Origin of the sequence: Streptomyces sp. NBC_00873, assembly GCF_045207415.1 — a bacterium.
Lineage (GTDB): Bacteria > Actinomycetota > Actinomycetes > Streptomycetales > Streptomycetaceae > Streptomyces.
Map to the genome: position 1 here is coordinate 8,826,687 of NZ_CP108803.1, position 21,140 is coordinate 8,847,826.

18 protein-coding genes and 7 pseudogenes are annotated in these 21,140 nt (G+C 68.6%); 11 read left to right on the plus strand and 14 right to left on the minus strand.

The features are described from left to right. Positions 1–120 precede the first annotated feature (120 nt). Positions 121–2,214, minus strand: a complete 2,094-nt coding sequence (locus OH809_RS41040; protein ID WP_406415880.1) for a SpoIIE family protein phosphatase — start codon at positions 2,212–2,214, stop codon at positions 121–123. A gap of 353 nt (positions 2,215–2,567) precedes the next feature. On the opposite strand from OH809_RS41040, the gene OH809_RS41045 reads away from it, so the two are divergent. The 4 genes from OH809_RS41045 to OH809_RS41060 all read left to right on the plus strand — a co-directional run bounded on the left by OH809_RS41045 (position 2,568) and on the right by OH809_RS41060 (position 5,365). Continuing rightward, positions 2,568–2,870: a hypothetical protein gene (locus tag OH809_RS41045; protein WP_406516338.1), complete on the plus strand. Its 303-nt coding sequence runs from the start codon at positions 2,568–2,570 to the stop codon at positions 2,868–2,870. 480 nt (positions 2,871–3,350) lie between these two features. Then, complete coding sequence (locus OH809_RS41050) at positions 3,351–3,626, plus strand: hypothetical protein (protein WP_406415878.1); 276 nt, start codon at positions 3,351–3,353, stop codon at positions 3,624–3,626. Positions 3,627–3,686: 60 nt separating this feature from the next. Then, positions 3,687–3,998: an ArsR/SmtB family transcription factor gene (locus tag OH809_RS41055; protein WP_406415876.1), complete on the plus strand. Its 312-nt coding sequence runs from the start codon at positions 3,687–3,689 to the stop codon at positions 3,996–3,998. Between the two features lie 146 nt (positions 3,999–4,144). Beyond that, positions 4,145–5,365, plus strand: a complete 1,221-nt coding sequence (locus OH809_RS41060; protein ID WP_406415875.1) for an MFS transporter — start codon at positions 4,145–4,147, stop codon at positions 5,363–5,365. 85 nt (positions 5,366–5,450) lie between these two features. On the opposite strand, the pseudogene OH809_RS41065 reads toward OH809_RS41060, so the two are convergent. Then, a pseudogene (locus OH809_RS41065) lies at positions 5,451–5,871 on the minus strand (transposase); the annotation flags it as partial. A 693-nt stretch (positions 5,872–6,564) separates the two neighbouring features. On the opposite strand from OH809_RS41065, the gene OH809_RS41070 reads away from it, so the two are divergent. Continuing rightward, positions 6,565–7,173 carry a hypothetical protein gene (locus OH809_RS41070; protein WP_406415873.1) on the plus strand — a complete coding sequence of 203 codons (609 nt, stop codon included), beginning with the start codon at positions 6,565–6,567 and terminating at the stop codon, positions 7,171–7,173. A 475-nt stretch (positions 7,174–7,648) separates the two neighbouring features. Here the strand turns inward: OH809_RS41070 and OH809_RS41075 are convergent. The 3 genes and pseudogenes from OH809_RS41075 to OH809_RS41085 form a co-directional block, all read right to left on the minus strand. Further along, positions 7,649–8,107, minus strand: a pseudogene (locus OH809_RS41075) (IS110 family transposase); the annotation flags it as partial. A gap of 316 nt (positions 8,108–8,423) precedes the next feature. Continuing rightward, positions 8,424–8,987, minus strand: a pseudogene (locus tag OH809_RS41080) (dihydrofolate reductase family protein). A 123-nt stretch (positions 8,988–9,110) separates the two neighbouring features. Continuing rightward, the gene (locus OH809_RS41085; protein ID WP_406516184.1) at positions 9,111–10,712 is read right to left on the minus strand and encodes a peptide-N4-asparagine amidase; all 1,602 of its coding nucleotides are present in this window, start codon (positions 10,710–10,712) and stop codon (positions 9,111–9,113) included. A 166-nt stretch (positions 10,713–10,878) separates the two neighbouring features. On the opposite strand from OH809_RS41085, the pseudogene OH809_RS41090 reads away from it, so the two are divergent. After that, positions 10,879–11,671 (plus strand): annotated as a pseudogene (locus OH809_RS41090) (ABC transporter transmembrane domain-containing protein); the annotation flags it as partial. A 117-nt stretch (positions 11,672–11,788) separates the two neighbouring features. After that, positions 11,789–12,040 (plus strand): annotated as a pseudogene (locus OH809_RS41095) (transposase); the annotation flags it as partial. A 99-nt stretch (positions 12,041–12,139) separates the two neighbouring features. On the opposite strand, the gene OH809_RS41100 reads toward OH809_RS41095, so the two are convergent. Then, on the minus strand, positions 12,140–14,299 hold the full coding sequence (locus OH809_RS41100; protein ID WP_406516185.1) for a recombinase family protein: 2,160 nt from the start codon (positions 14,297–14,299) through the stop codon (positions 12,140–12,142). Positions 14,300–14,615: 316 nt separating this feature from the next. Between OH809_RS41100 and OH809_RS41105 the strand changes: the two are divergent. Then, positions 14,616–14,735 (plus strand): annotated as a pseudogene (locus OH809_RS41105) (IS5/IS1182 family transposase); the annotation flags it as partial. A gap of 40 nt (positions 14,736–14,775) precedes the next feature. Here the strand turns inward: OH809_RS41105 and OH809_RS41110 are convergent. Next, positions 14,776–15,420, minus strand: a complete 645-nt coding sequence (locus OH809_RS41110; protein ID WP_406415870.1) for a carboxypeptidase regulatory-like domain-containing protein — start codon at positions 15,418–15,420, stop codon at positions 14,776–14,778. A 20-nt stretch (positions 15,421–15,440) separates the two neighbouring features. On the opposite strand from OH809_RS41110, the gene OH809_RS41115 reads away from it, so the two are divergent. Next, the gene (locus OH809_RS41115; protein ID WP_406516325.1) at positions 15,441–15,821 is read left to right on the plus strand and encodes a phosphotransferase family protein; all 381 of its coding nucleotides are present in this window, start codon (positions 15,441–15,443) and stop codon (positions 15,819–15,821) included. A 95-nt stretch (positions 15,822–15,916) separates the two neighbouring features. Here OH809_RS41115 and OH809_RS41120 read toward each other — a convergent pair whose 3' ends face one another. From OH809_RS41120 to OH809_RS41145, 6 genes are all read right to left on the minus strand, one after another. Continuing rightward, complete coding sequence (locus tag OH809_RS41120; protein WP_406415869.1) at positions 15,917–16,294, minus strand: toxin Doc; 378 nt, start codon at positions 16,292–16,294, stop codon at positions 15,917–15,919. A gap of 2 nt (positions 16,295–16,296) precedes the next feature. Then, positions 16,297–16,557 carry an antitoxin MazE7 gene (locus OH809_RS41125; protein WP_406415867.1) on the minus strand — a complete coding sequence of 87 codons (261 nt, stop codon included), beginning with the start codon at positions 16,555–16,557 and terminating at the stop codon, positions 16,297–16,299. Between the two features lie 58 nt (positions 16,558–16,615). Next, positions 16,616–17,296 (minus strand): hypothetical protein, encoded by a 681-nt coding sequence (locus OH809_RS41130; RefSeq protein ID WP_406516186.1) that lies wholly within the window; start codon positions 17,294–17,296, stop codon positions 16,616–16,618. Positions 17,297–17,525: 229 nt separating this feature from the next. After that, the gene (locus tag OH809_RS41135; RefSeq protein WP_406516187.1) at positions 17,526–17,711 is read right to left on the minus strand and encodes a hypothetical protein; all 186 of its coding nucleotides are present in this window, start codon (positions 17,709–17,711) and stop codon (positions 17,526–17,528) included. 283 nt (positions 17,712–17,994) lie between these two features. Continuing rightward, a complete protein-coding gene (locus OH809_RS41140) occupies positions 17,995–18,450 on the minus strand; it encodes a DUF5946 family protein (protein WP_406415861.1) in 456 nt (151 codons plus the stop codon). Positions 18,451–18,611: 161 nt separating this feature from the next. Further along, positions 18,612–18,854, minus strand: a complete 243-nt coding sequence (locus tag OH809_RS41145) for a TIGR02391 family protein (protein ID WP_406516326.1) — start codon at positions 18,852–18,854, stop codon at positions 18,612–18,614. Here OH809_RS41145 and OH809_RS41150 point away from each other — a divergent pair. Next, a pseudogene (locus OH809_RS41150) lies at positions 18,849–19,004 on the plus strand (phosphotyrosine protein phosphatase); the annotation flags it as partial. The gene OH809_RS41145 and the pseudogene OH809_RS41150 sit on opposite strands and share 6 nt — an antisense overlap. Before the next feature lie 18 nt (positions 19,005–19,022). Here the strand turns inward: OH809_RS41150 and OH809_RS41155 are convergent. Beyond that, a complete protein-coding gene (locus tag OH809_RS41155; protein ID WP_406516188.1) occupies positions 19,023–19,568 on the minus strand; it encodes a helicase associated domain-containing protein in 546 nt (181 codons plus the stop codon). A 203-nt stretch (positions 19,569–19,771) separates the two neighbouring features. On the opposite strand from OH809_RS41155, the gene OH809_RS41160 reads away from it, so the two are divergent. Next, complete coding sequence (locus OH809_RS41160) at positions 19,772–21,031, plus strand: M14 family zinc carboxypeptidase (protein WP_406415857.1); 1,260 nt, start codon at positions 19,772–19,774, stop codon at positions 21,029–21,031. Positions 21,032–21,140 lie beyond the last annotated feature (109 nt).

Sequence of the window (21,140 nt, forward strand, 5' to 3'; positions counted from 1 at the left end):
TGCCGCACGGCTCCTCGGTGCCCGCACGGACGGTCATCGCCGGCCTGCCGGGGATTGTGCTCCACCCCGGCCACGAGGCCCCGCAGCGGGACGGGACCGTCAGGACGCCGCGCCGTGGCTTCACGGCTCGTGCCCGGACTGCGGATGCCGGGTCCGGGCGATGAGCAGGGCTACGTCGTCGTGGTCGTCCTGGTGGCGCAGCGCGCCCAGCAGGAAGTCGCAGGTCTCCTCCAGAGGGCGGCGGGGGTTGCTGAGCAGGTCGGTGAGCGCCTGGAGGCGGGCGTCGATGTCCTCGTCGCGAGTCTCGACCAGCCCGTCGGTGTAAAGGACCAGTTCGTCGCTGATACCCAGGTGGAACTCGACCGTCTCGAAGGGGACGCCGCCGACACCCAGAGGGGCTCCGGTGGGCAGTTCGAGCAATTCCGGCACGTGACCCGGCCGGGTCAGCACGGGAGGCAGATGGCCGGCAGTGGCCATGCGGCAGCGCAGGAGGTGCGGGTCGTAGACGGCGAAGACGCAGGTGGCCATGGCGCCGTCCAGACCCACGGCGATGTCGTCGAGTTGAGTGAGGACAGCATCGGGTTCCAGCCCGAGTGCGGCCAGGGTGCGGGCGGCGATGCGCAGCTGGCCCATGGTCGCGGCCGCGTTGATGCCGCTGCCCATCACATCGCCGACCACCAGCGCGGTCTGCTCACCGGGCAGCGGGATGACGTCGAACCAGTCCCCGCCGGCCTCGTCGGCCGCCGCAGCGGGCTGGTATCGGTAGGCGATCTCCAGCCCGGGCCTGGGGGCGGGCTCGGAGGGCAGCAGGTGGCGCTGCAGGGTGAGCACGGCGCGGCGTTGACGCTGGTACCAGCGGGCGTTGTCGATGGATACCGCCGCGCGGGCGGCGAGTTCGACAGCGAGGACTTGGTCGTCGTGGTCGAAGGGCTGCTGATTGCGGGCGCGTTTGAGGTCCAGCACGCCGAGGACCTCACCGCGGGCGATCAGCGGCACCGCGAGGTAGGAGTGCAGGCCCGCCTCCTTCAGCAGGGTGGCGGCGTCCGCGTCGCGGGCGATACGGGCAAGGTCGCTCTCCCGCACACGGGACACCAGGACGGGGCGGGCGGATCTCGCGCACTGGGTGACCAGCCGGGTGGCGTCGTAACTCGCCAGCTCGCCGACCGGGTCGGCGGCCCGGACTGCCGGCGTGGGGTAGGCGGTCTTCACCGCGAGCGCACGAAACGACGCCGTGTCGCCGTCGTCGTGGGGTTGCGTGCCCCCCAGCACGGAGTCGAGGACGTCGACGGCGACTATGTCGGCGAACTCCGGCACGACTATGTCGGCCAGCTCCCGGGCGGTGACCTCAAGGTCGAAGGAGGTGCCGATCCGCGCGGACGCGTCGGCGATCAGGGCCAGGCGCCGCCGAGTCCGGACGGCGGCGGCAGCTGCCCGCAGCTGGTCGGTGACGTCCACGACCGAGGTGGCCAGTCCGATCACCTGCCCGGACGCGTCCTCGAGGCGGTAGGACGACACACGCCAAGCGTGCTCCGTGTCAGGGTCGGCCGCGGTGCGGCCGGTGGTGAACTGGTTCAGCCGAGGGACGCCGTCCGCAAGCACGCGCCGCATCGCCGATTCGGTGGCGTCGGCGTCCAGGAACGACAGCACCTCGCCGACCCGTCGGCCCAGGTGCTGTTCGGCCGGCAGGCCGTTGATGCGCTCCAGCGCCGGGTTGACCAGCACGTACCGCAGGTCGGTGTCCATGACCGCAAGGCCCATCGGGGATTGCGACACCAATCGCATGGACAGGGCCAGATCCCGCTCCACCCGTTGCAGCGTGGCGTGGTCGGAAGCGATGCCCAGTGCGTAGAGGCGGCCGTACTCGTCCTCGAGACGCATGTTGCGGAATTCGGTCAGCCGGGTGCTGCCGTCCTTGTGGCGCACCGGGAATACCCCGGCCCAGGCCCCGCAGCCCGCCATCACCTGCGCGAACAGGGAATTCACCCGCTCCCGATGCCGCTCCTCGATGAGTAGGTACACCGCGCTGCGGCCCAGTGCCTCCCCGGCGGTGTAGCCGAACAGTTCCTCGGCCTGCGGGCTCCACAGAGCGATCCGGCCCTCGGCGTTCAGGACCACCGCAGCCACACCCAGCACATCGAGCAGCCCGCCCGGAGCGGCCGAAGGATCAGCCGCCCCCGGGTCAGTGTCGGCCAGCAGGCCGTCGGCCTCAGTCACGGCCGGACCCTCCTTCCCCTCAGAGGTCCATCACACCGCCCGCGCGAACCGCCTCGCCGCCCTGGCTCCCGTGCATACCTTTCAGTGTGTCCATCGTCCACCCACCGGCCGACACCGGCAGATCCGAGCCCGGATTCGGGGCCGTCTCCCGCCCGGGGTGTTGCCGGGGGTGTCGGCGGACCGCGATGGACGGCCTCCTGACGCCGCCGATCCGCCGGCACACCGACGGCTGTACGGAACTGCCCGCGCTGCGATCAGCCGGTCACGATCGTCGCTCTCCTTGCGACACAGGAAGCCGCCCACCCCACGATCACGAACCGCCTCACCGACAGCACCGCGCTGAGCTGACTCCCATGACCATCGGCCGGCCCTCACCGGTCACCGGGTTCGCCGACCTGGCGGCCGGCGGGCCCACACCTTCAGGCCGTCGAGCGCAACTGGTCCAGTTCTCCGCCGATCGCATCCCGCAACAGATCGTGCTGCGGACCGCGCTTGAACTGCTCGGGTGCCGGTGCTGGGAGTTGGCACCGTCGCGCTCCTGTTCGCAAATGTCCAGCGGCACCGGACGTCCCGGCAACAGCCGTAAGAACGTTGGCAAAGTACTGATGACATCGACGATCGTGCATCCACCGTGGCCACCCGCAGAAACCCGGTGACAGCCGGACAGGTCATCTGGCACGGCGCCCCGCGCGAGGGGGAACGGGTCCGCTCGGTTGACGATATCCGCCGCGAGTTGGCCCGGCGGCAGGAGGCTTGCGAGCAACACGATGCGGATCCGCAGGGTTGGTACCAGCAGTGCGCCGACGTACCCTCGTCGAGGCGAGGGAGACCAACGGCTGGCGTGAGTCAAGATCAATCCATTGCCCCTTCGGCAGGTATCTCGGTCACACCCCCAAGCGATCCGCGACAGCAGGCCAGGAACACCTACCGCGGATCCGTACGCGTGCTCCAATTCGTGCCACCGGACACGCTCACGCCCTTGAGGATCGCACCCACCAAAGCCACCTGCCGACAGAGGTCCTGCCCACACCAAGCACTCAAGGCGAGCCTGACACGACACGCAGGGCAGGCCCTCTCAGGCCGGGGGCACGCCTGGTGCGGGGCCGGTCGCGGCCCGAGGGCCGTGTACACCCGCCATGGGGCAGCGAACTCGGCGGATGTACGACCAGCCGCACCACGCCAGCACGGCGAAGATCTCCGCCAGCTATCTGCCGGCCTGCGCCATCGAGTCGCTCGCCGGGGCATGCACCCTGGCCGAGGCCGACGGGGTGCGGCCCACCGGCCTGGTCGCGGCCACCACGAACACCCCTCCGCTACTGTGCGCCACAAACAACGGAGCAGGGCGAGCGCGACGGAGGTTCCGACGCCCCACCTACCACCGCAACGGACAGTGGCCTGAGTCGCCCATTTGACACATTCCTAAACATCGGAAAAAGTAGATGCGACATCGGAGGTCAGTCGGAAGGAGCACCGTGGACCCCCTGGCCATACACAAGGCGTTGGCCAATCCGGCCCGCCTGCAGTTCTTGCAGTGGCTGAAGAACCCGGCGGCGCACTTCGACGAGAGCGCCTACCGCCAGCAGGGTCTGGGCTTCCACATCGGGGTGTGCGTCGGCGACATCCAGGCTCGCTCCGGGCTCTCCCAGTCCGTGGTCTCCAGCTATCTGCAGACGCTGAAGGACGCCGGCCTGCTGGAGTCCGAGCGGATCGGCAAGTGGACGTACTACCGGCGCAACGAGCGCACGATCGAGGCGTTCGCCGAGCACATCCGTAACGAACTCTGACCTCCCGACCCACGCCGACCGGACAGCGTGCCCCGCTGAACGCAGCCCAGGCGTGTCACCGCGGCGGCGCATTCGCGCCGATCATATCTAGAAACCGCGATACCTAGGTAGGTCGGCTACTGGTCGCCCACACAAGGAAGACGATCATGAGAAGAAGCTCGCTGGCCGTTCTGTCGCTCGCCCTGGGCGTGTTCAGCATCATCACGACCGAGATGGGCATCGTCGGAGTGCTGCCGCAGGTCGCGGACAGACTGAATGTCAGCGCCTCCACGGCGGGACTGCTCGTGGGCTCCTTCGCCCTCACCGTGGCCCTCTCCGGCCCCTTCATGACCCTCGCGGCCTCGAGTGTCGACCGCCGAGCCGTGCTGGCAGCGACCATGGGCGTCTTCGCCGTCTCAAACGCCGTCTACGCACTCACCACCCACTTCGGCGTGATGCTCGCCTTCCGGATCATCCCCGCTCTCGTCCATCCGGTCTTCTTCTCGGTCGCCCTGGCAACAGCAGTACGGCTCGGGCAGGGGAAGGATGCGGCCCGCGTGACCGCACGCGTCTTTGCCGGGGTCACCGTGGGCTTCGCCTTCGGCGTGCCGCTCACGTCCTACCTGGCGGATCACTTCTCGCTCCAGGACGCCTTCTGGTTCGGCGCGGCCGTCAACGTACTCGGCCTCATCGGCATCCTGCGGTTCCTGCCCGCGATGCCCGTGGGCGAGCGGCTCTCCTACGGAAGCCAGTTGGGCGTGCTGCGCGGCGGCCGGACATGGCTGACGCTCCTGTCCATCGTCTTCGTCTTTGCGGCGCTGTTCTCCGTGTACGGCTACTTCGCCGAGTACCTCGGGACCGTCACCGGGATGCGCGGCTCGTGGATCAGCGTGATGCTGATGGTGTTCGGCGTCGTGATGGTCTTCGGCAATTTCGCCTTCGCCGCGCTGCTGCGGGTCAGCGCCACCCGCACCGTGCTCCTCTTCCCCGTCCTGTGTTTCCTCGTCTACGCGCTGGTGCTCGCCCTTGGGACGCGCGTCGCTCCGATGGTCGCGATCGTCCCGCTCTGGGCGGCCGTGCACTCCGGCGGCCTCATCGTGTGCCAGACCTGGCTGGGCCGCGATACCCAGGACGCACCCGAGTTCGGCAACAGCCTGTTCGTCTCGTTCTCCAACTTGGGCATCACCGTGGGCACAACGGTCGGCGGCTGGGTGTTGGCCTCCCTGAGCACCCGCTCGCTGCCCTGGGTCGGAATCGCGTTCGCACTCGTCGCCCTGGCAGTCGTGCTGCTGCGTCTGACGCTGGAGAAGCGTGCCGGGACAGCGGGGGAGGAAAGGACGCAGGCTCCGGTCATCCCGCCGCTGGAGACGCCGAGCAACATGGGCTGATGGCGGCCGCAGCAGCGCAGCCACATTCAGCCGATCGAGCACCGCCGGCCACGACGCCTGCTTGACGTCAACCCTGCACCAGAATCTTGGCCTGGTCGAGGAGTTGTATTCCCACGGCGTTCTCCGAGAGGCTCGCAGCGGTGACGGTCACGGCGAGGAGGGGCCCGATTGTGTCGGTGAGGATGCCTCGTTTCCGGCCGACGATCGTCTTCCCGGCGTCCGTTCCCTGGCTGGTCAGGGGCACGTTGCTGGAGGTCTTCACGCTCTGGGTGCCGATCAGGGAGGCGGTCGGTTCGGGCTTGCGCCCCTCCTTCACTCGGGCCAGGCCGGTGAGGTCGTAGTTGAACTGGGCGAAGGTCCCCTCGTCGCGCCAGGCGGCGTAGTAGGCGTAGACGGTGCCGTGCTTCGGGAAAGTCGTGCGGGAGGTATTTCCAGGGGATTCCCGTGCGGTTGACGTAGAGGATCGCGTTGAACACCTCGCGTAGTTCGACTTTGGCCGGCTGCCCGCAAGCGGCGCCGTCATCCAGCCGGACCACGCCACCGTGTCGGCGGCCCTCACTGAACGTCGACGGCCCTGACACCATCAGCGTGGTGTCAGGGCCGTCCCGCGGGTCCGGCGTGGGGCACCGGATTACTGCAGTTATCTAGCACATTGCTGCAGAGGGGATGTAAGAGACACGCGCGCTCGAAGTGACGTGACCTCTTACGAGCGATGGATCCGCCAGGTGCTTGGCCGATGGCCCGGCTGAGCTGCGCCTTCATGCCGGGCCAGTGACTGTTTCGATCGATGGCCTGGGCCGTGGTGGCGACCGCAGTGTGTGCGCGGCATACCGATGCGGTGTTGGCCCGCGAGAGGGGTGTGGTGGGTCGCTGTGGCGGCCGGGGCGGTGGGTGGGTGGCGATGACGGCTGTTGGGGGCGGTGGGGGGTGAGGTTCTGGGTGTGCTGGATCCGCGTCCGTGCTGCCGAGAGGGTGATCGGGCGTCGTGAAGTCGCCCAGAAGGCCTAATCGTGTGCCAAATAAGCTTACTTTCATATGTATTGACGGTGCGTCATGTGTCGATCGATGTGCGGTACGGGTCGTTCGTACACCCGGTCGGCCCCCTGTCGATACGTCCGATATGACAGCTAAAGGCGCCATAAGTACGTTCATTGCAGGCCGGTTGCCCGGCCGACCCTCAGAGACAAGGGAGAAGTGACATGAAGACGCGTACCGTCGCCGTGACCGCAGCCGCAGTGGGTGCCGCGGTCATCGCCACTACCGGCATCACCTATGCCTCGGCCGCCGGATCCACCCAGGCTGCCCCGTCCGTCCAGCAGGCCGCCCCTGCTGTTCAGCAGGCCGCCCCTGACGCGGCTCCGCTGGGTGGTGAGGGCGGGAACGGTGGTGGCGGCAAGGGGAACGAGGGAGGCGGCTACGGCGGTGGCGAGCGTGGCGGCAACGAGCGTGGCCACGAGCGCCGTGGTCACCGGGAGGAGGGCCGGATCTTCATCAACGAGCGGTCGTACTCCGCCCGTGGGGAGGAGGGCTGCATCACGGTGGTGAGCGGTCTGGGTGCCAAGAGCTTCAACGTCCGTAACGACAGCCGGCGGACTGTTGAGTTCTTCCGTGGGGCGACCTGCGACAACGGTTCCCCGGTCGCGACGGTCGGTCCCTGGAGCACCAGCAACGGTGTCTTCACCCGCAAACACATCCGCGGCGGCGTGTTCGTCCGCAACGGCGTCGTGGGCAGCTTCCGGGTGGTCCGGGACCACTTCGACAGGTTCGACAGGGACGACAGGGGCGGCGGGGACGACAGGGAGTGGTAAGGGACCACTGCGACAAGTGGTGACAGAGCCGCCTGTGTCATGGGGAAGCCCCGGCCCGTCGGAATCGGGCCGGGGCTTCCGGCATGCGGGGGTGCCCCTATGTGTTTGGTGGTCGAAGACCAGTAGGTTCGTGTGGTCGAGGGCGGGGGCTGAGCCGGAGGGGTGCGCATGGGCGACAGCCAGGTCACGATCAAGCTCACGAGTGACGAGGCGCTGGTGCTGTCGCACTGGCTGGAGAAGCTCCAGATGACTGACTTCAGTCGCGTTGTCGACGATCCGGCGGTCTGGGCGCCGATCCATCGAATCGCCGGAACGCTGGACAAGGCACTTCCTGAGCTGTTCGCCTCCGACTATGACCAGCGACTTGAGGCCGCTCGACAGCGACTTCGACCGGAAGACTGACCGACCGGCCTGAACCTTCACCTGGCTCCTGCGGGTTGGGGCTCGTAGAAGGTGCCGTCGCGGAGCATTGCAACGCGACCCGGGTGGCCTCGCCGGCCAGGTCGTCGTCGAAGCCGACGATCATCTCCAGCTCGGCGATCGTCTCGTCCTCGCCGTCGATCGCGCGCAGCGTGTGCGGCATCGCGCGGGCCGCGTCGGCGATGATGAACGCGTCCTTCGCGTCGGTCTTGGCCTCGCCCGGGTAGAGGTCGGCGATCCGCCGCATCGTCAGCCCGGGCAGGTAGGCGACTGGGCAGCCCATGTCCCGGGCGACCGCCAGCGGCAGGGCGCCGATCGAGGCCGGCTGGTCGACCACGACGAGCACGGTTCCGTGCTTGGCCTGGAGTTTCGCGAACAGTTCGCGGAGTTTGGGTTCGGTGTTGGGCAGGCGCTTGTCGAAGGCGTTCTTCCCGGCTGGTGTGACGGCGGTGGCGTGGTGTTCGCCCTTGCCGACGTCCAGGCCGAGGAAGACGTCGATGTCGCCGGTGTCGATCACGTGCAGGCCCCTCCGCTCACGCTTTCGTCCGGCCTGCCAGGGCACCGAGCTGCCACATCCACGTTACGGAGAGCTCTTCCGGCCTGGGTGAAGCCGGTGCTCAAGCCCCTCATCAGCGGTCCGTCGATGCCTCTGGGACCGGTGACACCACCCTCCGGATCATCAACAACAAGGGGGGGGAGTCATGCCGGACCCGAAGGCCGGAGGCCCCATTGCGGAGCCACGAAAAAGGCAACGGGGGGATAGCTTGTCGGAGTCGGTCAGCGCGGCGGATACCCGGTCCGGCGAGGCGCTGATGACTTGGACGGCGGTGTCAGTCCGACGTGTCGCGGGCGCGCCGGTAGCGCTCGTAGATCACGCGTGAGCCGAACGTCCTGGTCTCGACCAGGTCTAGCCGAACGTCTTCGGTGACCGGCGGCAGGAAGGGCGTGCCGCCGCCCACGACGACCGGATAGCGGAACATGCGCAGCTCGTCGACGAGGCCGAGCCCGATCGCTGCCGCGGCCAGGTCGGCGCCGCCGATCGAGACGTCCTTGTCGGTCGCCCCGAGCGCCGCAGCGGCCTCCTCGGCCACCGACGCCCTGGCGAGCCGGGCGTTGCCCTGAACGCTGTCGAGCGTGTGGCTGAAGACGACCTTCGGGAGAGCGCACCAGATGTCGGCGAACGCAGCCCCGAGCTCGTTGTCGCGCAGGGACGCATCCGTCTCCCACACCAGCATGGTCTCGTAAAGCCTGCGGCCCAACAGATAGCCGCCGAGCTCGCGCGTCTGCGCGACGTGGAAACGAAACATCTACTCGCTAGGGGCCGTCCACCCGAACGCACCCTCGCGGTCGGCGATGAATCCGTCCACCGAGACACTCATCGAGCAGATCAGCATGGCTTCAAGCTCCTCGCACCGGAGCGAGGGACGATGATCGCGAGGAAGCTCACCATTGAGCTTGACATCGGGCTCTCCTGGCGAGGTACGCGGGGCCCTGCGCGCGCAGGGCCCCGCGTCACTTCAGCAGCCCGTACGGTCCTCCGTCAGGGTGCCCTGCTCGGTCCGCAGTGTGCGGTCGTAGCAGCCTCCCGACCCGTCCAGCCGGTAGTGCTCGCTCGACGTGCCGACAGCATGGCGCTGGTCACGCGGGACACCCAGCGTCCAGGCGGCGTCGCCGGTGTAGGTGTCGTCGAGCCGCGACCAGGAGATGCGCTTGCCGGCGCGGACGACCGAGGTATCGGCGCGGTCGCCGAGCGTGAGGACGGTGCGCAGCCGGTTGTCCGTGCCGATCGTGATCTCGCCGTCCATGGTGTAGACGCGGTGGGTGTGCGCGACGCGCGCCGGGCCCCGGCCGTCCACGGTCACCGTCTCGTCGTCGTCCCAGCGGGCCGTGAGCCCGTCGGTGTTCTCGTCCTCCGTCCAGCGGTGGACGGAGGTGTTGGCGAGGGTGCGCGAGACGGTGGTCTCGACGCGCCCGTGCGAGGTGTCGACATAGCCGGCGACGGTCAGCCGGTGGCCGCCCTTGGTGTCGAGCCGGTTCAACGAACCGGGCGTGACCGTCTTCGAGTTGGCCAGGTCGCTCTGATCGTGCTTCGTGAGCGCCCCGGTGACGTGCTCGCTGCCCTCGTCCTGCCAGACCAGCACGTTGGCGGGCGTGCTCCAGCCGCTCTGTCCGGCGGGCAGTCCGGCGACGGACACCTCGACGCGGTGCTCGCGCCCGTCGTTGAGGATGCCCGCGAACGGCGTCAGGTCGTACTCGATCGGCTTCACGTCGAAGGCACGCGGCGCCGGAACGACGTACCAGAGGAAGGGGTTGGACCATCCTCCGGTCCATACGTTCGGGAACGGTGCGGCTATTCCGGCAAGTTGGCCGTCGACCTTGATCTGCACCTCACGGTACGGGCCGTTGTCAGCCTTGCAGGAGTACGGAGCGGAGTCCGGCACGGTGAGGTACCAGAACTCCTCGCAGCCGCCGCCCGAGCCGGTGGCGTACACCTCGGCGACGATGCGCTCCGAGTTGCGCGGTGTGGTGAGCCGGGCGCCGTCCAGCGGGATCACCTTGTCGGGCGTCGCCGCCGGCTTCGTACGCCCCTCGGCGGCGTAGAAGGTCAGCGTGACCTTGACGTCGATGACGCCGGTGTACGTCTCATTGACGACGTTGCCGATGAGCATGTCGACGTCCTGCCCGCGGCGAAGCGTGTCGCTGTAGTGCGTGACGTCCTTCTCCACCGACCAGTTGATGCCGTCGACCGAGGGCTCGGGCGTGGACGTACGGAACATCTCCACGCCGCCGATGCGGAGGTAGCCGAGTCGGTCGAACTGGCGCCCCTTGACCTTTCCGTCGAGGCGCAGCACCACCTTGCTCCAGCGGTCGCCGCACTCCTCGGGCGGGGTGTAACTGCCCCTGTACGGCGTGAAGTCGCGGAACTGTGCCTCGGCGACGGTGACTTGGCAGGAGCGGGTCGGGGGCTTCGCGACGGGCGGCGCCGCGGTCAGCGGGTCGTGCCAGTCGGTGCCGAACTCCGTGGGGACCGGCTCGGCAGCGACCGCCGGGCTCGCGCCGAGCGCCGAACCGGCGGCCAGCACCAGTCCGGCGAGCATGGACGTGATCTTACTCTTCATGGGTCAGAGTGAAGCGCGGGACGAACAAGTGCGCCAGAGGCGAAAATTCGACCTTGGCGCGTTTTGTTCCCTCATGCGTAAAAATCAATTGCCGCGACTGCCGGCGGAACACGAACCTTGCACGGTTTGAGCCACTCGCCACCCCCTCAGCGATCCGTGGGACGTCATGCAGATTCGCGATCTTCCGTTTTCCGATCCCGGTGATCCCGACGTACGGTCAGGCCGCCGCTTTCTGCTGTGGCTTGCCCGGCAACAGCTCGGCGGCCAGCTGAAGTCACTCGGCTGGGGGCTGCTGCACCAGTGCGGAATCGCCGGCCTGCCGCTCGCCGTGGGCGTCGCCGTGCAGGCCGTCGTGGACCGCTCCGGCAGCAGGCTGGCGCTCGCGGGCGGGCTGATCCTGCTGTTCGGCGCCGCCATCGCCGTCGGCGACACCCTGCTGCACCGCACCGCCATCACCAACTGGATCACGGCGGCCGCCCGGGTCCAGCACCTGCTGGCCGGTAAGACCGCCGAACTCGGCTCGGTACTCACCCGGAGGGTCGCCGCGGGCGAGGTGGTCGCGGTCTCCACCGGCGACGTCGAGAAGATCGGCTGGTTCGTCGAAGCACTGTCGCGCTTTCGCCGCCGCCGCGACCGCCCTCGTCCTGGTCTGCGTCGCGCTGGTCGTATACCAGCCCGCGCTGGGTGCGGTGGTCGCCGGCGGCGTGCCCCTGTTGGCCCTCGCCGTACTGCCGCTGCTGCCCCGGGCCACCCGGCGCGCCGACATCCAGCGCGAAAAGGCGGGCCGCGCCGCCGAACTGACCTCCGACGCCGTCGCCGGCCTGCGCGTGCTGCGCGGCATCGGCGGCGAGGAGCTGTTCCTCGGCCGCTACCGGCAGGCCTCCCAGGAGGTGCGCAAGGCGGCCGTCCGCAGCGCCCCGATGTGGTCGCTGATCTCCGCGGTCCAGGTGCTGCTGCCGGCCCGTCGCCCGGCGGGTGGAGGTGGTGCGGGAGGTGAGGGCCTGGGCCGCTCGCGCGGCGGCTTCACCAGCAAGCTCCACCTGAGCGCGGACGGACGTTGACGCCCGCTGTCCCTGATCGTCACACCAGGTCAGCGGGCGGACTGCACCCAGTTCGTCGCCGTGCTGGAGAAGATCCGCGTCCCCAGACCCGGCCCGGGAAGGCCACGTGTGAAGCCGGACAGTCTCGCGGCCGACAAGGCATACAGCAACGGGCCCGTCCGCGAGTACCTGCGGCGCCGGGGAATCCGCCACACGATCCCGGCGAAGACCAACAGCCAGGCGCGCCCGCCGGCGCAAGGGATCGCACGGCGGACGGCTGCCCAGCCTCGACGAACAGCGGTACAAGAAACGCAACACTGTCGAGAGAAGCAAGCCGCAGTGCTGTCATACCTGCGGCTCGGTTCCATCGCCGTCAGCTCCTTCCTCTCACGCCTCTTCGTTCCCGGTGTTCATGCTGGCGGCCTGATTCTTCAACCAGGGGCGCCGGGTGTGCTGGCCGCGCGGCACCTGGTGCAGCGCGCGCAGGCGGTCGACCTCTGCCGGGTCGGCCCGGACGATCCTCAAGCCTGCCTGCGGGTGCAGGTAGCCGGTGGCCCAGCCTCGCCTGACCCAGGCATCCAGCGTGATCTCGGACATGCCCAGGTGCTCGGCGAGGTCGCGCAGCCACCACTCGTGTTCGTCCAGGTCGGGGCGGTGACGGTTCTGCTGCCGTGAGCGCTGGATGCCCAGGGCCCGCAGCAGGTCGTTGACCGCGTTCCTGGTGAACGTCTCGCAGCGCTTGGGCGGGCGGAAGCCCTCGGCATTGAGGTGTTCGGCGATCTGCGCGGTCGTGCAGCCGGCCTCGACCAGTTCGGCGGCGCGGGCACGGAGCCGGGGGTAGTAGCTGAGCTGGGTCAGGCAAGCCACGGGCCGTGCCACCTGCGCATCGGTGCGGTGGCCTCCGGCCCAGCGGACAGCCACGTTCACCAACTCGCTGGTGCCCAGCACCTCGATGCGGACCTGCTCGACCAGATGCCGGATCAGCTGCTTGCGGTCCGCGTCGGTGGTGGTGGGCGCGTGCCAGATGCCCGGGACGTCAGCGGCCAGAGCCCTGATCTGTGCCCGTTCCTCGGCGCTGAGGGTGCGCGGGCGCACAGCGAGGAAGCGGTCGTACTCCTCGCCGAGCCTCTGGCGCTCGGTCATCGCCGTCTCCCAGTCCCTCTCTAACTGCCGTACCACCAGGCGGTTCTCCGGTTCGGCCAGTTGGTACTGGCGCCGTGCGCGGTCCACGGCGTAGTCGGCGCGCTCCAGACGCTGCCGCCAGATCCGGTCCACCTGGGCACGTTGCGTCTCGACCTGCTCGGCCGCGGCGAGTGAGACCTCCACCGCGGCCGGGGTCATCGCCTCCAGCAGCAGGGAGGCGACGTGCTCGTCGATGCAGCCCCCCGCCAACTGCTGGCACTGCCCTTGCCCGTAGTCGCTCTTGGCACGGGCGCACACATACGCCGGGTGCAGCTTCCCGCCCGCGCCACGCTGGTAGCGCACCGTCATCTTCATGCCGCAGCGGCCGCAGACCACCAGCCCGGCCAGCAGCGCCGGGCCGTCGCGCACCACGCCGATGCTCTCGGACCGGGCCCGGTTTGCGTCCATCCGCTGCAGGTTCCGTTCATGCTGTTCAACACTGATATAGGCAGGTAGCAGGCCCGGCAGGTAGACGAACCAGTCCTCGCGGCCGGTGCGCACCCGGCCGGTGCACGGCCGCCCCGCCTGCCGCCGGCGCGGATCGAGCCGGCTGCGGCCGTAGACGTAGATTCCAGCGTAGGCCGGATGCCGGAGCATGTTCTGCAGCGCGACCCGATTGGGCCGACGCCACTCCAACTCCCCACGCTCGGGGCCCTCCCGCAGCCGCACCCCGATCTGGATGTGGTTGTCGACCAGGTAGCACAGCACCGCGTTGACGGTCCCGAACCGCTCGAACAACTCGAAGACCAGACGCACCACAGAGCGCACCTGTTCGTCGGGATCCAGCACCGCCTCGCCCGAGGGACGCCGCACGAAGCCGATGGGCAAGGGCACCACCAGTTCCCCGCGCCGGGCCTTGGCCAGGCGTCCGGACCACATCCGCTGCTTGATCAGGTGCAGTTCCGCCTCGCTGATCGTGCCCTTCAAGCCCAGCAGCAGCCGGTCGTTGTGATCGCTGGGGTCGTAGACGCCGTCCGGATCCCCGAGAAGGGCCCCCGACAGAGCGCACAACTCCAGAAGCTGATGCCATTCGCGGCCACTGCGGGCCAGCCGGGACATCTCGATCCCCAGAACGATCCCCACGTGATCCAGGCCGACCTCGGAGACCAGGTGCTGGAAGCCGGGCCGGGCATCGATCCCGGACGCGGAATGCCCCAGGTCCTCGTCGATCACCAGCACCCGCGACGGAGGCCATCCCAGCGCGACCGCGCGCTCCACCAGCGCGTACTGCAGCCGCGTGGACTCCTGATGGTCCCTGACCTGCCCAGCCGTCGACTGGCGCACATATACGGCCGCGAGCCGGTCACGATGCCAGCGCTGGACCTTACCCTCCAGCCGTTCCCACGACAGCCCGACCATCGTCATCGTCCACACCCCCCTCCGTGCTCCTGAGCGGTGCCGTCGCCATGCGCTCCACCAGAAGACCCAGCAGACGCTGCACCACCACCCGGTTCACCTCCGGGAAGGACTCCCACCTCGGCGTCCCCGCTGTCGCGGGCCCGGTCTGGGGGGCACGGCCGCGTCTCCTCCAGCCATCGCGCCCCACCCCCCACGCCTGCCCCGACCAGCCCCTCACGCAGCCGTCGGACTGTTCCGACCAGCGCCAACAGGGCATCAACCCCTATGACCGGGACATTCCCCATCCCGCTCGCTTCTATGTCAGTACTGTGGCTTGCTCCTTGAACGGGCTATCAACCGGCTGAAACAGTCTCGGGCGGTCGCCACGCGCTACGACAAGCGGGGCTACGTCTTCCTCGGCACCGCCACCGCGGCGGCCATCGCCATCTGGCTCCGAACTTGAACTCCTACGCGAGCCAGCAGAAGACGCCCTGGCTCTGGCGTCAGGCGCTGCAGGCTAGATCAGCCAGATCACCCACGATCGCGTCGGCGATCTCCGTGTCGATGACCTCGCCATCCTCCGCGCGCAGCTGGGCCCACGACGCCGCGACGTCACGCAACCTGGAGCGCTCGTCGCGGGCGAGTGCCGCCGAAAAACGAGGCGAGATCGCGAAGACCACACATCCGTCATTGTCCTGACCGGCGACGATACGAGGCTCGCCAGCTTCGACGAGTTCCTCGATGCGCGAGTAGAGCGGCCAGCCGTGCCCGGAGCCGTCCTTCACCACGCCGCTGACCTTGCGCAGCGGAACCGGGTCGAGCGCGAAGTTCTCCGTCACCGCGCCACCGTCCGGCACGGTCACCGTCGCGGACTTCGACGCGTAGCCGAATGCCGATGCGGTCACCTCGTGCTGACCAGTCGGCAGGGTCAGCTTGTACCCGCTCTGGTCGTCGGTGACGGTCCGGCTACCGCCGATGCGTACCGTCGCACCGGCGATCGGCGCGCCACCGGCCTTGGTGACCTTGCCGGTCACCTCACCCCGCGGGCCGGCCGTGCAGTTGGGGAACTTCATCGCACCGATGCGGGTCTGCCAGTCAGCGTCGTTGGTGGTGGCCTTACGGCCTTCGCCAAGACATCGAATCCGCATGGGAACAGAGACCTGCCGGCCTGCCGGACAGCGCCGTCCACGGCGACGCATGGCCCGGCAACCTGGTCCGTACGGCGTACGGGCAGCGGCTGATGATGGACCTGGAGCGATTTTCCGTCGGGCCACCGGAGTGGGATCTCGTCATGACCGCCGTCCGCAGGATCACCACAGGTGCCGTCACAGCCGAGGAGTACGCGTCCTTCTGTGACGCCTACGGCATGGACGTGACGACGTGGTCCGGCTACCCAATCCTCGCTGGAGCCCGTGAGCTGCGCATGGTGACGTACGCGGCGCAGCACGCGGCGAGCCACCCGGAGTGGCGCCATCAGGCGCAGTACCGGATCGACTGTCTTCGCGGTCGATCCGGCGCCCGCCCCTGGAACTGGAAGGGGATCCTGTGACCCGCCCATCCGCCGACAGGCACCAGACGCAGGCCTGTCACTGCGGCGGAGGCGTGGCGTAGAGCCGCACCTTGCTGAACGGGTCTCTCGCTCCGTCAGGCCTGACGCCAGGAGCGAAGCCGGTCTGCGATGTCGAAGGTGGTCAGGCGCAAGGCCTTGATGTCCTCGATCAGCTGGATCCACTGCTGCTGGCTCGCGTCCACCGTCTCACCGGACGCCTCGATGTACGCGACGGTCACGGCGTACCCGTACAGCTCGTTCCGGGCGGGCAGGGGCCGCTGCAGCACGATCGTGTCGAGCAGCGCGGCCGCCCGCCAGTAGGCATCGGGTTCGCCCACGTCCAGGTGGGGCGTGTTCACCCGGTGCCGGGCGACTGCCGCGACCAGTGCCGAGTAGTCGAGGACTTCCAGATTCTTGCCGAGGACGCGCTCTTGCCGGTCGAGAAGCCACCGGATGTCGATGAGCAGGTTCAAGATCAGGCCGCCTGGCGGGTCGGGCCGTGGCTACCGCTGGGCGCCGAAGGAAGGCCCCCGAACGTCTCGTCGAAAGCCTCGACGAAGCCCGGACGGTCGAGCGCGGCCTCGAACGCGGCGGTCGCCCGCCCGAGCAACGCCTGGTTCTCTTCCTGCCTGGACAGCTCATCAAGGTAGGCGGCCAGACTCATGCCGCGGGCCTTGGCGAGACCTGCGAGCCGGTCCCGTGTGTTCGTGTCGATGCGTACGCTGGTGTCAGCCATACGCTAAGTATGCACCCGCGCATGCGTCTACGCATACATCATGGCCTGACCTGCACCTTTATCGCCCTGCAGTCTCTTCCTGGAACCTGCCGAAGAGCGGAACGGCGTCCAGTGGATCGGTCTCGGTGGCGTCCACGGTGTCGTCCGGCCGGTTGTAGCGGGAGTCGGGCAGCGGAGATTTCTCGCCCCAGTCGCCCGCCTCGCGCCGGTCGGCGAGGGGCACCTTGGCGCGCTTCATGTCGGTGTTCGGGCCGGCCCGCAGGGAGTGGCCGGTCACCTTCAGGCCGTTGATGTACGTCACCCCGGCGGCGGCTGCGCGCTTCTTCACGATCTCGTTGATCGCGCTGCCGGACAGGTGCAGGCCCCGCACCGTGGCGTTTCCGCGGCCCTTCAGGTTGCCCGTCGTCGACAGGGCCTGGAACAGCGGGAAGGTCGGGTTGTCGGCGTCGAGCTCGCGCAGGTCGCCGAGCCAGGCCCGTACGCGCCGGACGATCTGCAAGGTGACGATGCGGGAGAGGTAGGCGAGCAGGCTGTCCGGGCTGTACTGGCTCCCGCCCTTCTTGCCGCTCTCCATCAGGTGGTCGAAGTAGGCGACGACGTTCGCCGTGGTGGTGGCCGGCCGGGCGATCCGCCCCTCTTTCACGCACCACTCCTCGAACCGGTCTCGCGTGGTGCCGCGGTTGACGCGGGTGTTCCTCGCGCCGCGCTCCTCGGCCCGGCGCTTGGCGGACGGCGGCACCGTGAAGTCCCGCTTGGTGAAGGCGGGTTGCTCGTCGACGCGCGGCGGCAGCTCCCCCTCGACGAGCAGCGTGTCCTGGTGATGCGGTATGTGGGAGCGCCCCCGGCGACGGTCGCGGGCAGCAGTCGGACCGCCGCGTCGTCGTCGACCAGCTCGGCTTCGATTACCTCCCCGAGTTCAGTCCCTTCAGCCCCTTCAGCGGTCGCTTCGGTCGCTGCTGCAGCGGCCGTCACCGGTTCGCCGCCTCATGGTGGCGCTCGTGCGCGGCGAGGTGGCGCTCGGCTGTCTGCTCGTTCACGCCCGGGCCGTCGCGGACTGTCAGCACGAGGAGGTGGCGCAGCAGTGCCGGCTCCTCGGTGATGTTGTCCGGGACCAGGGTCATCGTGACCGCGTTCGGTGAGATCTGCCCGTACACGACTGCTCCCAACTCGCCAGATACGTCATGAATGCGACATCAACAACGAGTTGACGCGACGCGCACCACTAATTCATCGACGGGCTCTTTAAACACCCTCTCAGGGGGTGTTCTGTGCGCCTTTGTTAGGATTCTAACTTGAGGACGGCGCTGTCGCGGGGCGGGACGGCTGCGGGATGGTGAACAGGCCGGGTTCGGGCTCGATGAGGCCCCCCGGTTGACCAGGCGTTTCAGCGTGGCAGTGCCGTGGACCCGCTCTTCGGCGGGCCCACGGTCTTGTCGGTCACGCTCTGCGGCTCCACGCGTCGACCGTCGCGGCGGCCCAAGCCTTGACGCGTTCCGCGAACCCCGCAGCGGGGAACGTCCCGTCGACGGCGACGTCTTCGATCGTGACGGAGAAACGGGACGGCAGCGCGTCCCAGTGCGGCAGCGCCGCGTCGCGGACGAATCGTGATGGCCGGGCCTTCACACGATGGGAGTTGCCACGACGAGCCTGACCGACGAGCTGGTTCACTTCGCCGAGGCCGCCTTCGAGGTACGCGCGCAGGAGCGCCCAACCCATCGCGCCATCGTCGGCGGGATGCCAACTGGGGTGTTGAAGCACGAAGCAAGAGACTGAGACGCCGTGCAACGGCCCCCACGGTGCCTGCTGCGAATGGTCCAACGCGAGCAAGGCGTGGAACAGGTCGTCACAGGATCGCGGATCCATCGGCGCACCGCACTCCGAGCAGAGTCCCATGTCTTCTCCTTGGTCCTCGAAGGCAGTAGTCCAGCTGACGTTCGAGGTTGTCATAGCGAGTCGGTCCCGCCGTTGGTAGTGGCGTCCCACGATGATCAGTGGTGGCCGTTTCATCTCGCCAGACCCTTCAGCCACCCCAGCAACGAACGTCAGCTGGGGTACTAATCGGTCGCCGGAAATCGCAGCTGTGGCTTCCCCGGCTGAGCTTCCCTCAGGTCGAAGGTTTGCATGCAGAGATCGGTCTCGCCGATGTCGTGGCGTTCGAGCTTCTGCTGAAGCCGACGGTTGAGGGTCCAGGCCGCGGCGAGGACCGTGTCCTGGCGAGCTTCGGCGGCCCAGAGTGGGGCGGCTGGCTCCCACCCCCACGGATGGAGGGAGTCGGCGGCGATTACTTCCCAGTGCAGGCTTCGGACGTGGTCATCACCATGGGCTGCGGCGACAGCTGCCCCATCTTCCCCGGCAAGCGGTACCTTGACTGGCAGCTGGACGACCCGGCCGGACAAGGCGTGGAAGCCGTCAGGCCGATCCGCGACGAGATCGCACGCCCCGTCCGGCCCGCTGCCCGTATACGGCTACGCCCACCGAATCCCGACTGCGGAGAGCTGTTCCACCCGTTCCGGTGTCAGTGTCGCCGCCCGGGAGCGCTGGTTGCCGACCCAGGCACCGAGCCGGAAGTCCCGCTGCTCCTGGTCCTCGCTGTCGGCCCCGCCCATGGTGATCGTTTCGACGTGCTTGCGGGGTACTCGAAGGTGTCCCTCGCGCTCGTAGTACCGCCGGGCGGCGGCGAGGTGCATCGCCCACTTGTCGGCCTGGCTCGGGCGCGGCTTCGGCTTCTCGTCCTCGCCCGCGGGCTCGATGCCGAGGACCTGCTCGCACATCCACTGCTGCACGCCGGGGAGCTGGTCCCATCCGAGCCTTACCGACTTCACCCACCGCCCGAGATCCTCGCCCTGGCGTACGACCTCGCCTGCGGTGGTGGGCAGCGTCCCGCCTTCGTCGAGGTGCATCCGGGTCAGGTGGAAGCATCGCTGCCACGTCACCGGCCAGCTCGGGCACCAAGACGCGTCGATCTCCTCCAGCTGCTCGCGCCGCTCCGGCGCTGCCGCACCCCGACCCACGCCTTGCCCACCAGATCGAAGACCTCGCCGACGCCCTCTGACCTGACGCACAACCGGCGCCGCCCACCTCCCGGCCCTCGGGGCCGTTCGCCGACATGGGCATTCATGTACGCCCCATTGACCTTTCCTTGACCCTCGGGTCAGCATCATCCGGAACGCCCCCCACACCAGTCCCACCCGTAACGTCGTGAGGAGCCCGCCCCATGCGCACCTACCGCAGCACGCGGAACACCCGTCCGCGAGCGCTACGCACAGCCGTTGCCACCGTCGCGGCCTCCGCCGCCCTCGGCGCCGTACTGGTCACCTCACCGGCCGCCGCCACCGCCACGGCCGCCGAAAGCGATCTCGGCAACTGCAAGACCTCCGACGATCCGTCCTGGTCCGGCTGGACCGACCATAATCAACTCGGCGCCACACTGCGGCAGATCGAGAAGACCAGCAAGGGCCGGGTGCAGGTCGAGGTCGCCGGGCGCACCACCCAGGGCCGCGAACTGTGGGCCGCGCGAGTGGGCACCGGCCCCCGCGTCCTGATGGTGACCAGCGCCATTCACGGCAACGAGCGCACGGGCACGGAGGCCCTCATTGGCATCCTCAAGGAGCTCGGTTCGAGCTCTGGTCCGAAGACCGCCGAACTCCTCAGCAAAGTCACCCTGGTTGCCATGCCGATGGTGAACCCAGACGGCGGCGAGCTCAACCGTCGTATCAACGTACGCTCCTGGGACCAGACCGTCGCGCAGTTCCCCCAGCTGGCCGGGGCGCCGCGCGCCTGGTACCACAGCCTCCGCGGCGACGGCATCGACCAGCCCGGCTATGACCTCAACCGGGACTTCAACCCAGATCTGAACTACGTCCCGCAGGCCTCCGACCTCCCCGGCAAGCAGACCGACGCCGGCTTCTTCCTCTCCCCCGAGTCGCGCGCGATCCGTGACACGTATGTGAAGATGCGCAATGAGAAGGGGTCTGTCGACGCGTTCATCGATCTGCACCACATGGGTCCCTGCGAGCGCATCACGGGCGGCCCTCAGGACGGCAAGCTGATCACGGTCTCGCTGGACTATCCGCCACTCGGCATGAACGATGGGGCCAAGTACAAGAAGCAGTGGCCGAAGCTGGACCAGGACAAGTCCCGCCGCTATGCGCTCACGGTGGCCAATGGCATCGCCGACGCATACGGCGAGCAGTCGAGGCTCGCCGCGACCGGCCGCTATCTCCACCCCGACGCGCGCGAATACGCCGGCCAGGGCCGCTCCGCTTTCGCCCTCAACGGATCCGGCACAGTCCTCTTCGAAGTCCGCGGGCAGCAGGACGACTTGGGACAGCGGCAGCGCGGCATGTTCGTCCAGTCCGTACGTACCGGAGTGGAGTCCCTGATGACGGGCCTGGCCACGGGCAGCGCCGACCGGGTCAACGGGGACGACTTCTTCAAGCTGCCGGACTACGGGTGGAAGACCACGTCGGACTGACCTCGGCGGAACGGGTCCCGTGCGCAGGCACGTGACCCGCGGCAGCGACGCGGCCCGCGGCAGGTTCCCAACCTGCCGCGGTTACCACGTCTGTTCGTTGCCTGCCTGT

Excerpts from the sequence above, each read along its gene's own strand:
- OH809_RS41045 (WP_406516338.1), top strand. The coding sequence starts at position 2,568 with ATGACCATCGGCCGGCCCTCACCGGTCACCGGGTTCGCCGACCTGGCG.
- OH809_RS41050 (WP_406415878.1), top strand. The coding sequence starts at position 3,351 with ATGGGGCAGCGAACTCGGCGGATGTACGACCAGCCGCACCACGCCAGC.
- OH809_RS41060 (WP_406415875.1), top strand. The coding sequence starts at position 4,145 with ATGAGAAGAAGCTCGCTGGCCGTTCTGTCGCTCGCCCTGGGCGTGTTC.
- OH809_RS41070 (WP_406415873.1), top strand. The coding sequence starts at position 6,565 with ATGAAGACGCGTACCGTCGCCGTGACCGCAGCCGCAGTGGGTGCCGCG.
- OH809_RS41085 (WP_406516184.1), bottom strand. The coding sequence starts at position 10,712 with ATGAAGAGTAAGATCACGTCCATGCTCGCCGGACTGGTGCTGGCCGCC.
- OH809_RS41100 (WP_406516185.1), bottom strand. The coding sequence starts at position 14,299 with ATGACGATGGTCGGGCTGTCGTGGGAACGGCTGGAGGGTAAGGTCCAG.
- OH809_RS41110 (WP_406415870.1), bottom strand. The coding sequence starts at position 15,420 with ATGCGGATTCGATGTCTTGGCGAAGGCCGTAAGGCCACCACCAACGAC.
- OH809_RS41125 (WP_406415867.1), bottom strand. The coding sequence starts at position 16,557 with ATGGCTGACACCAGCGTACGCATCGACACGAACACACGGGACCGGCTC.
- OH809_RS41140 (WP_406415861.1), bottom strand. The coding sequence starts at position 18,450 with ATGGGACTCTGCTCGGAGTGCGGTGCGCCGATGGATCCGCGATCCTGT.
- OH809_RS41160 (WP_406415857.1), top strand. The coding sequence starts at position 19,772 with ATGCGCACCTACCGCAGCACGCGGAACACCCGTCCGCGAGCGCTACGC.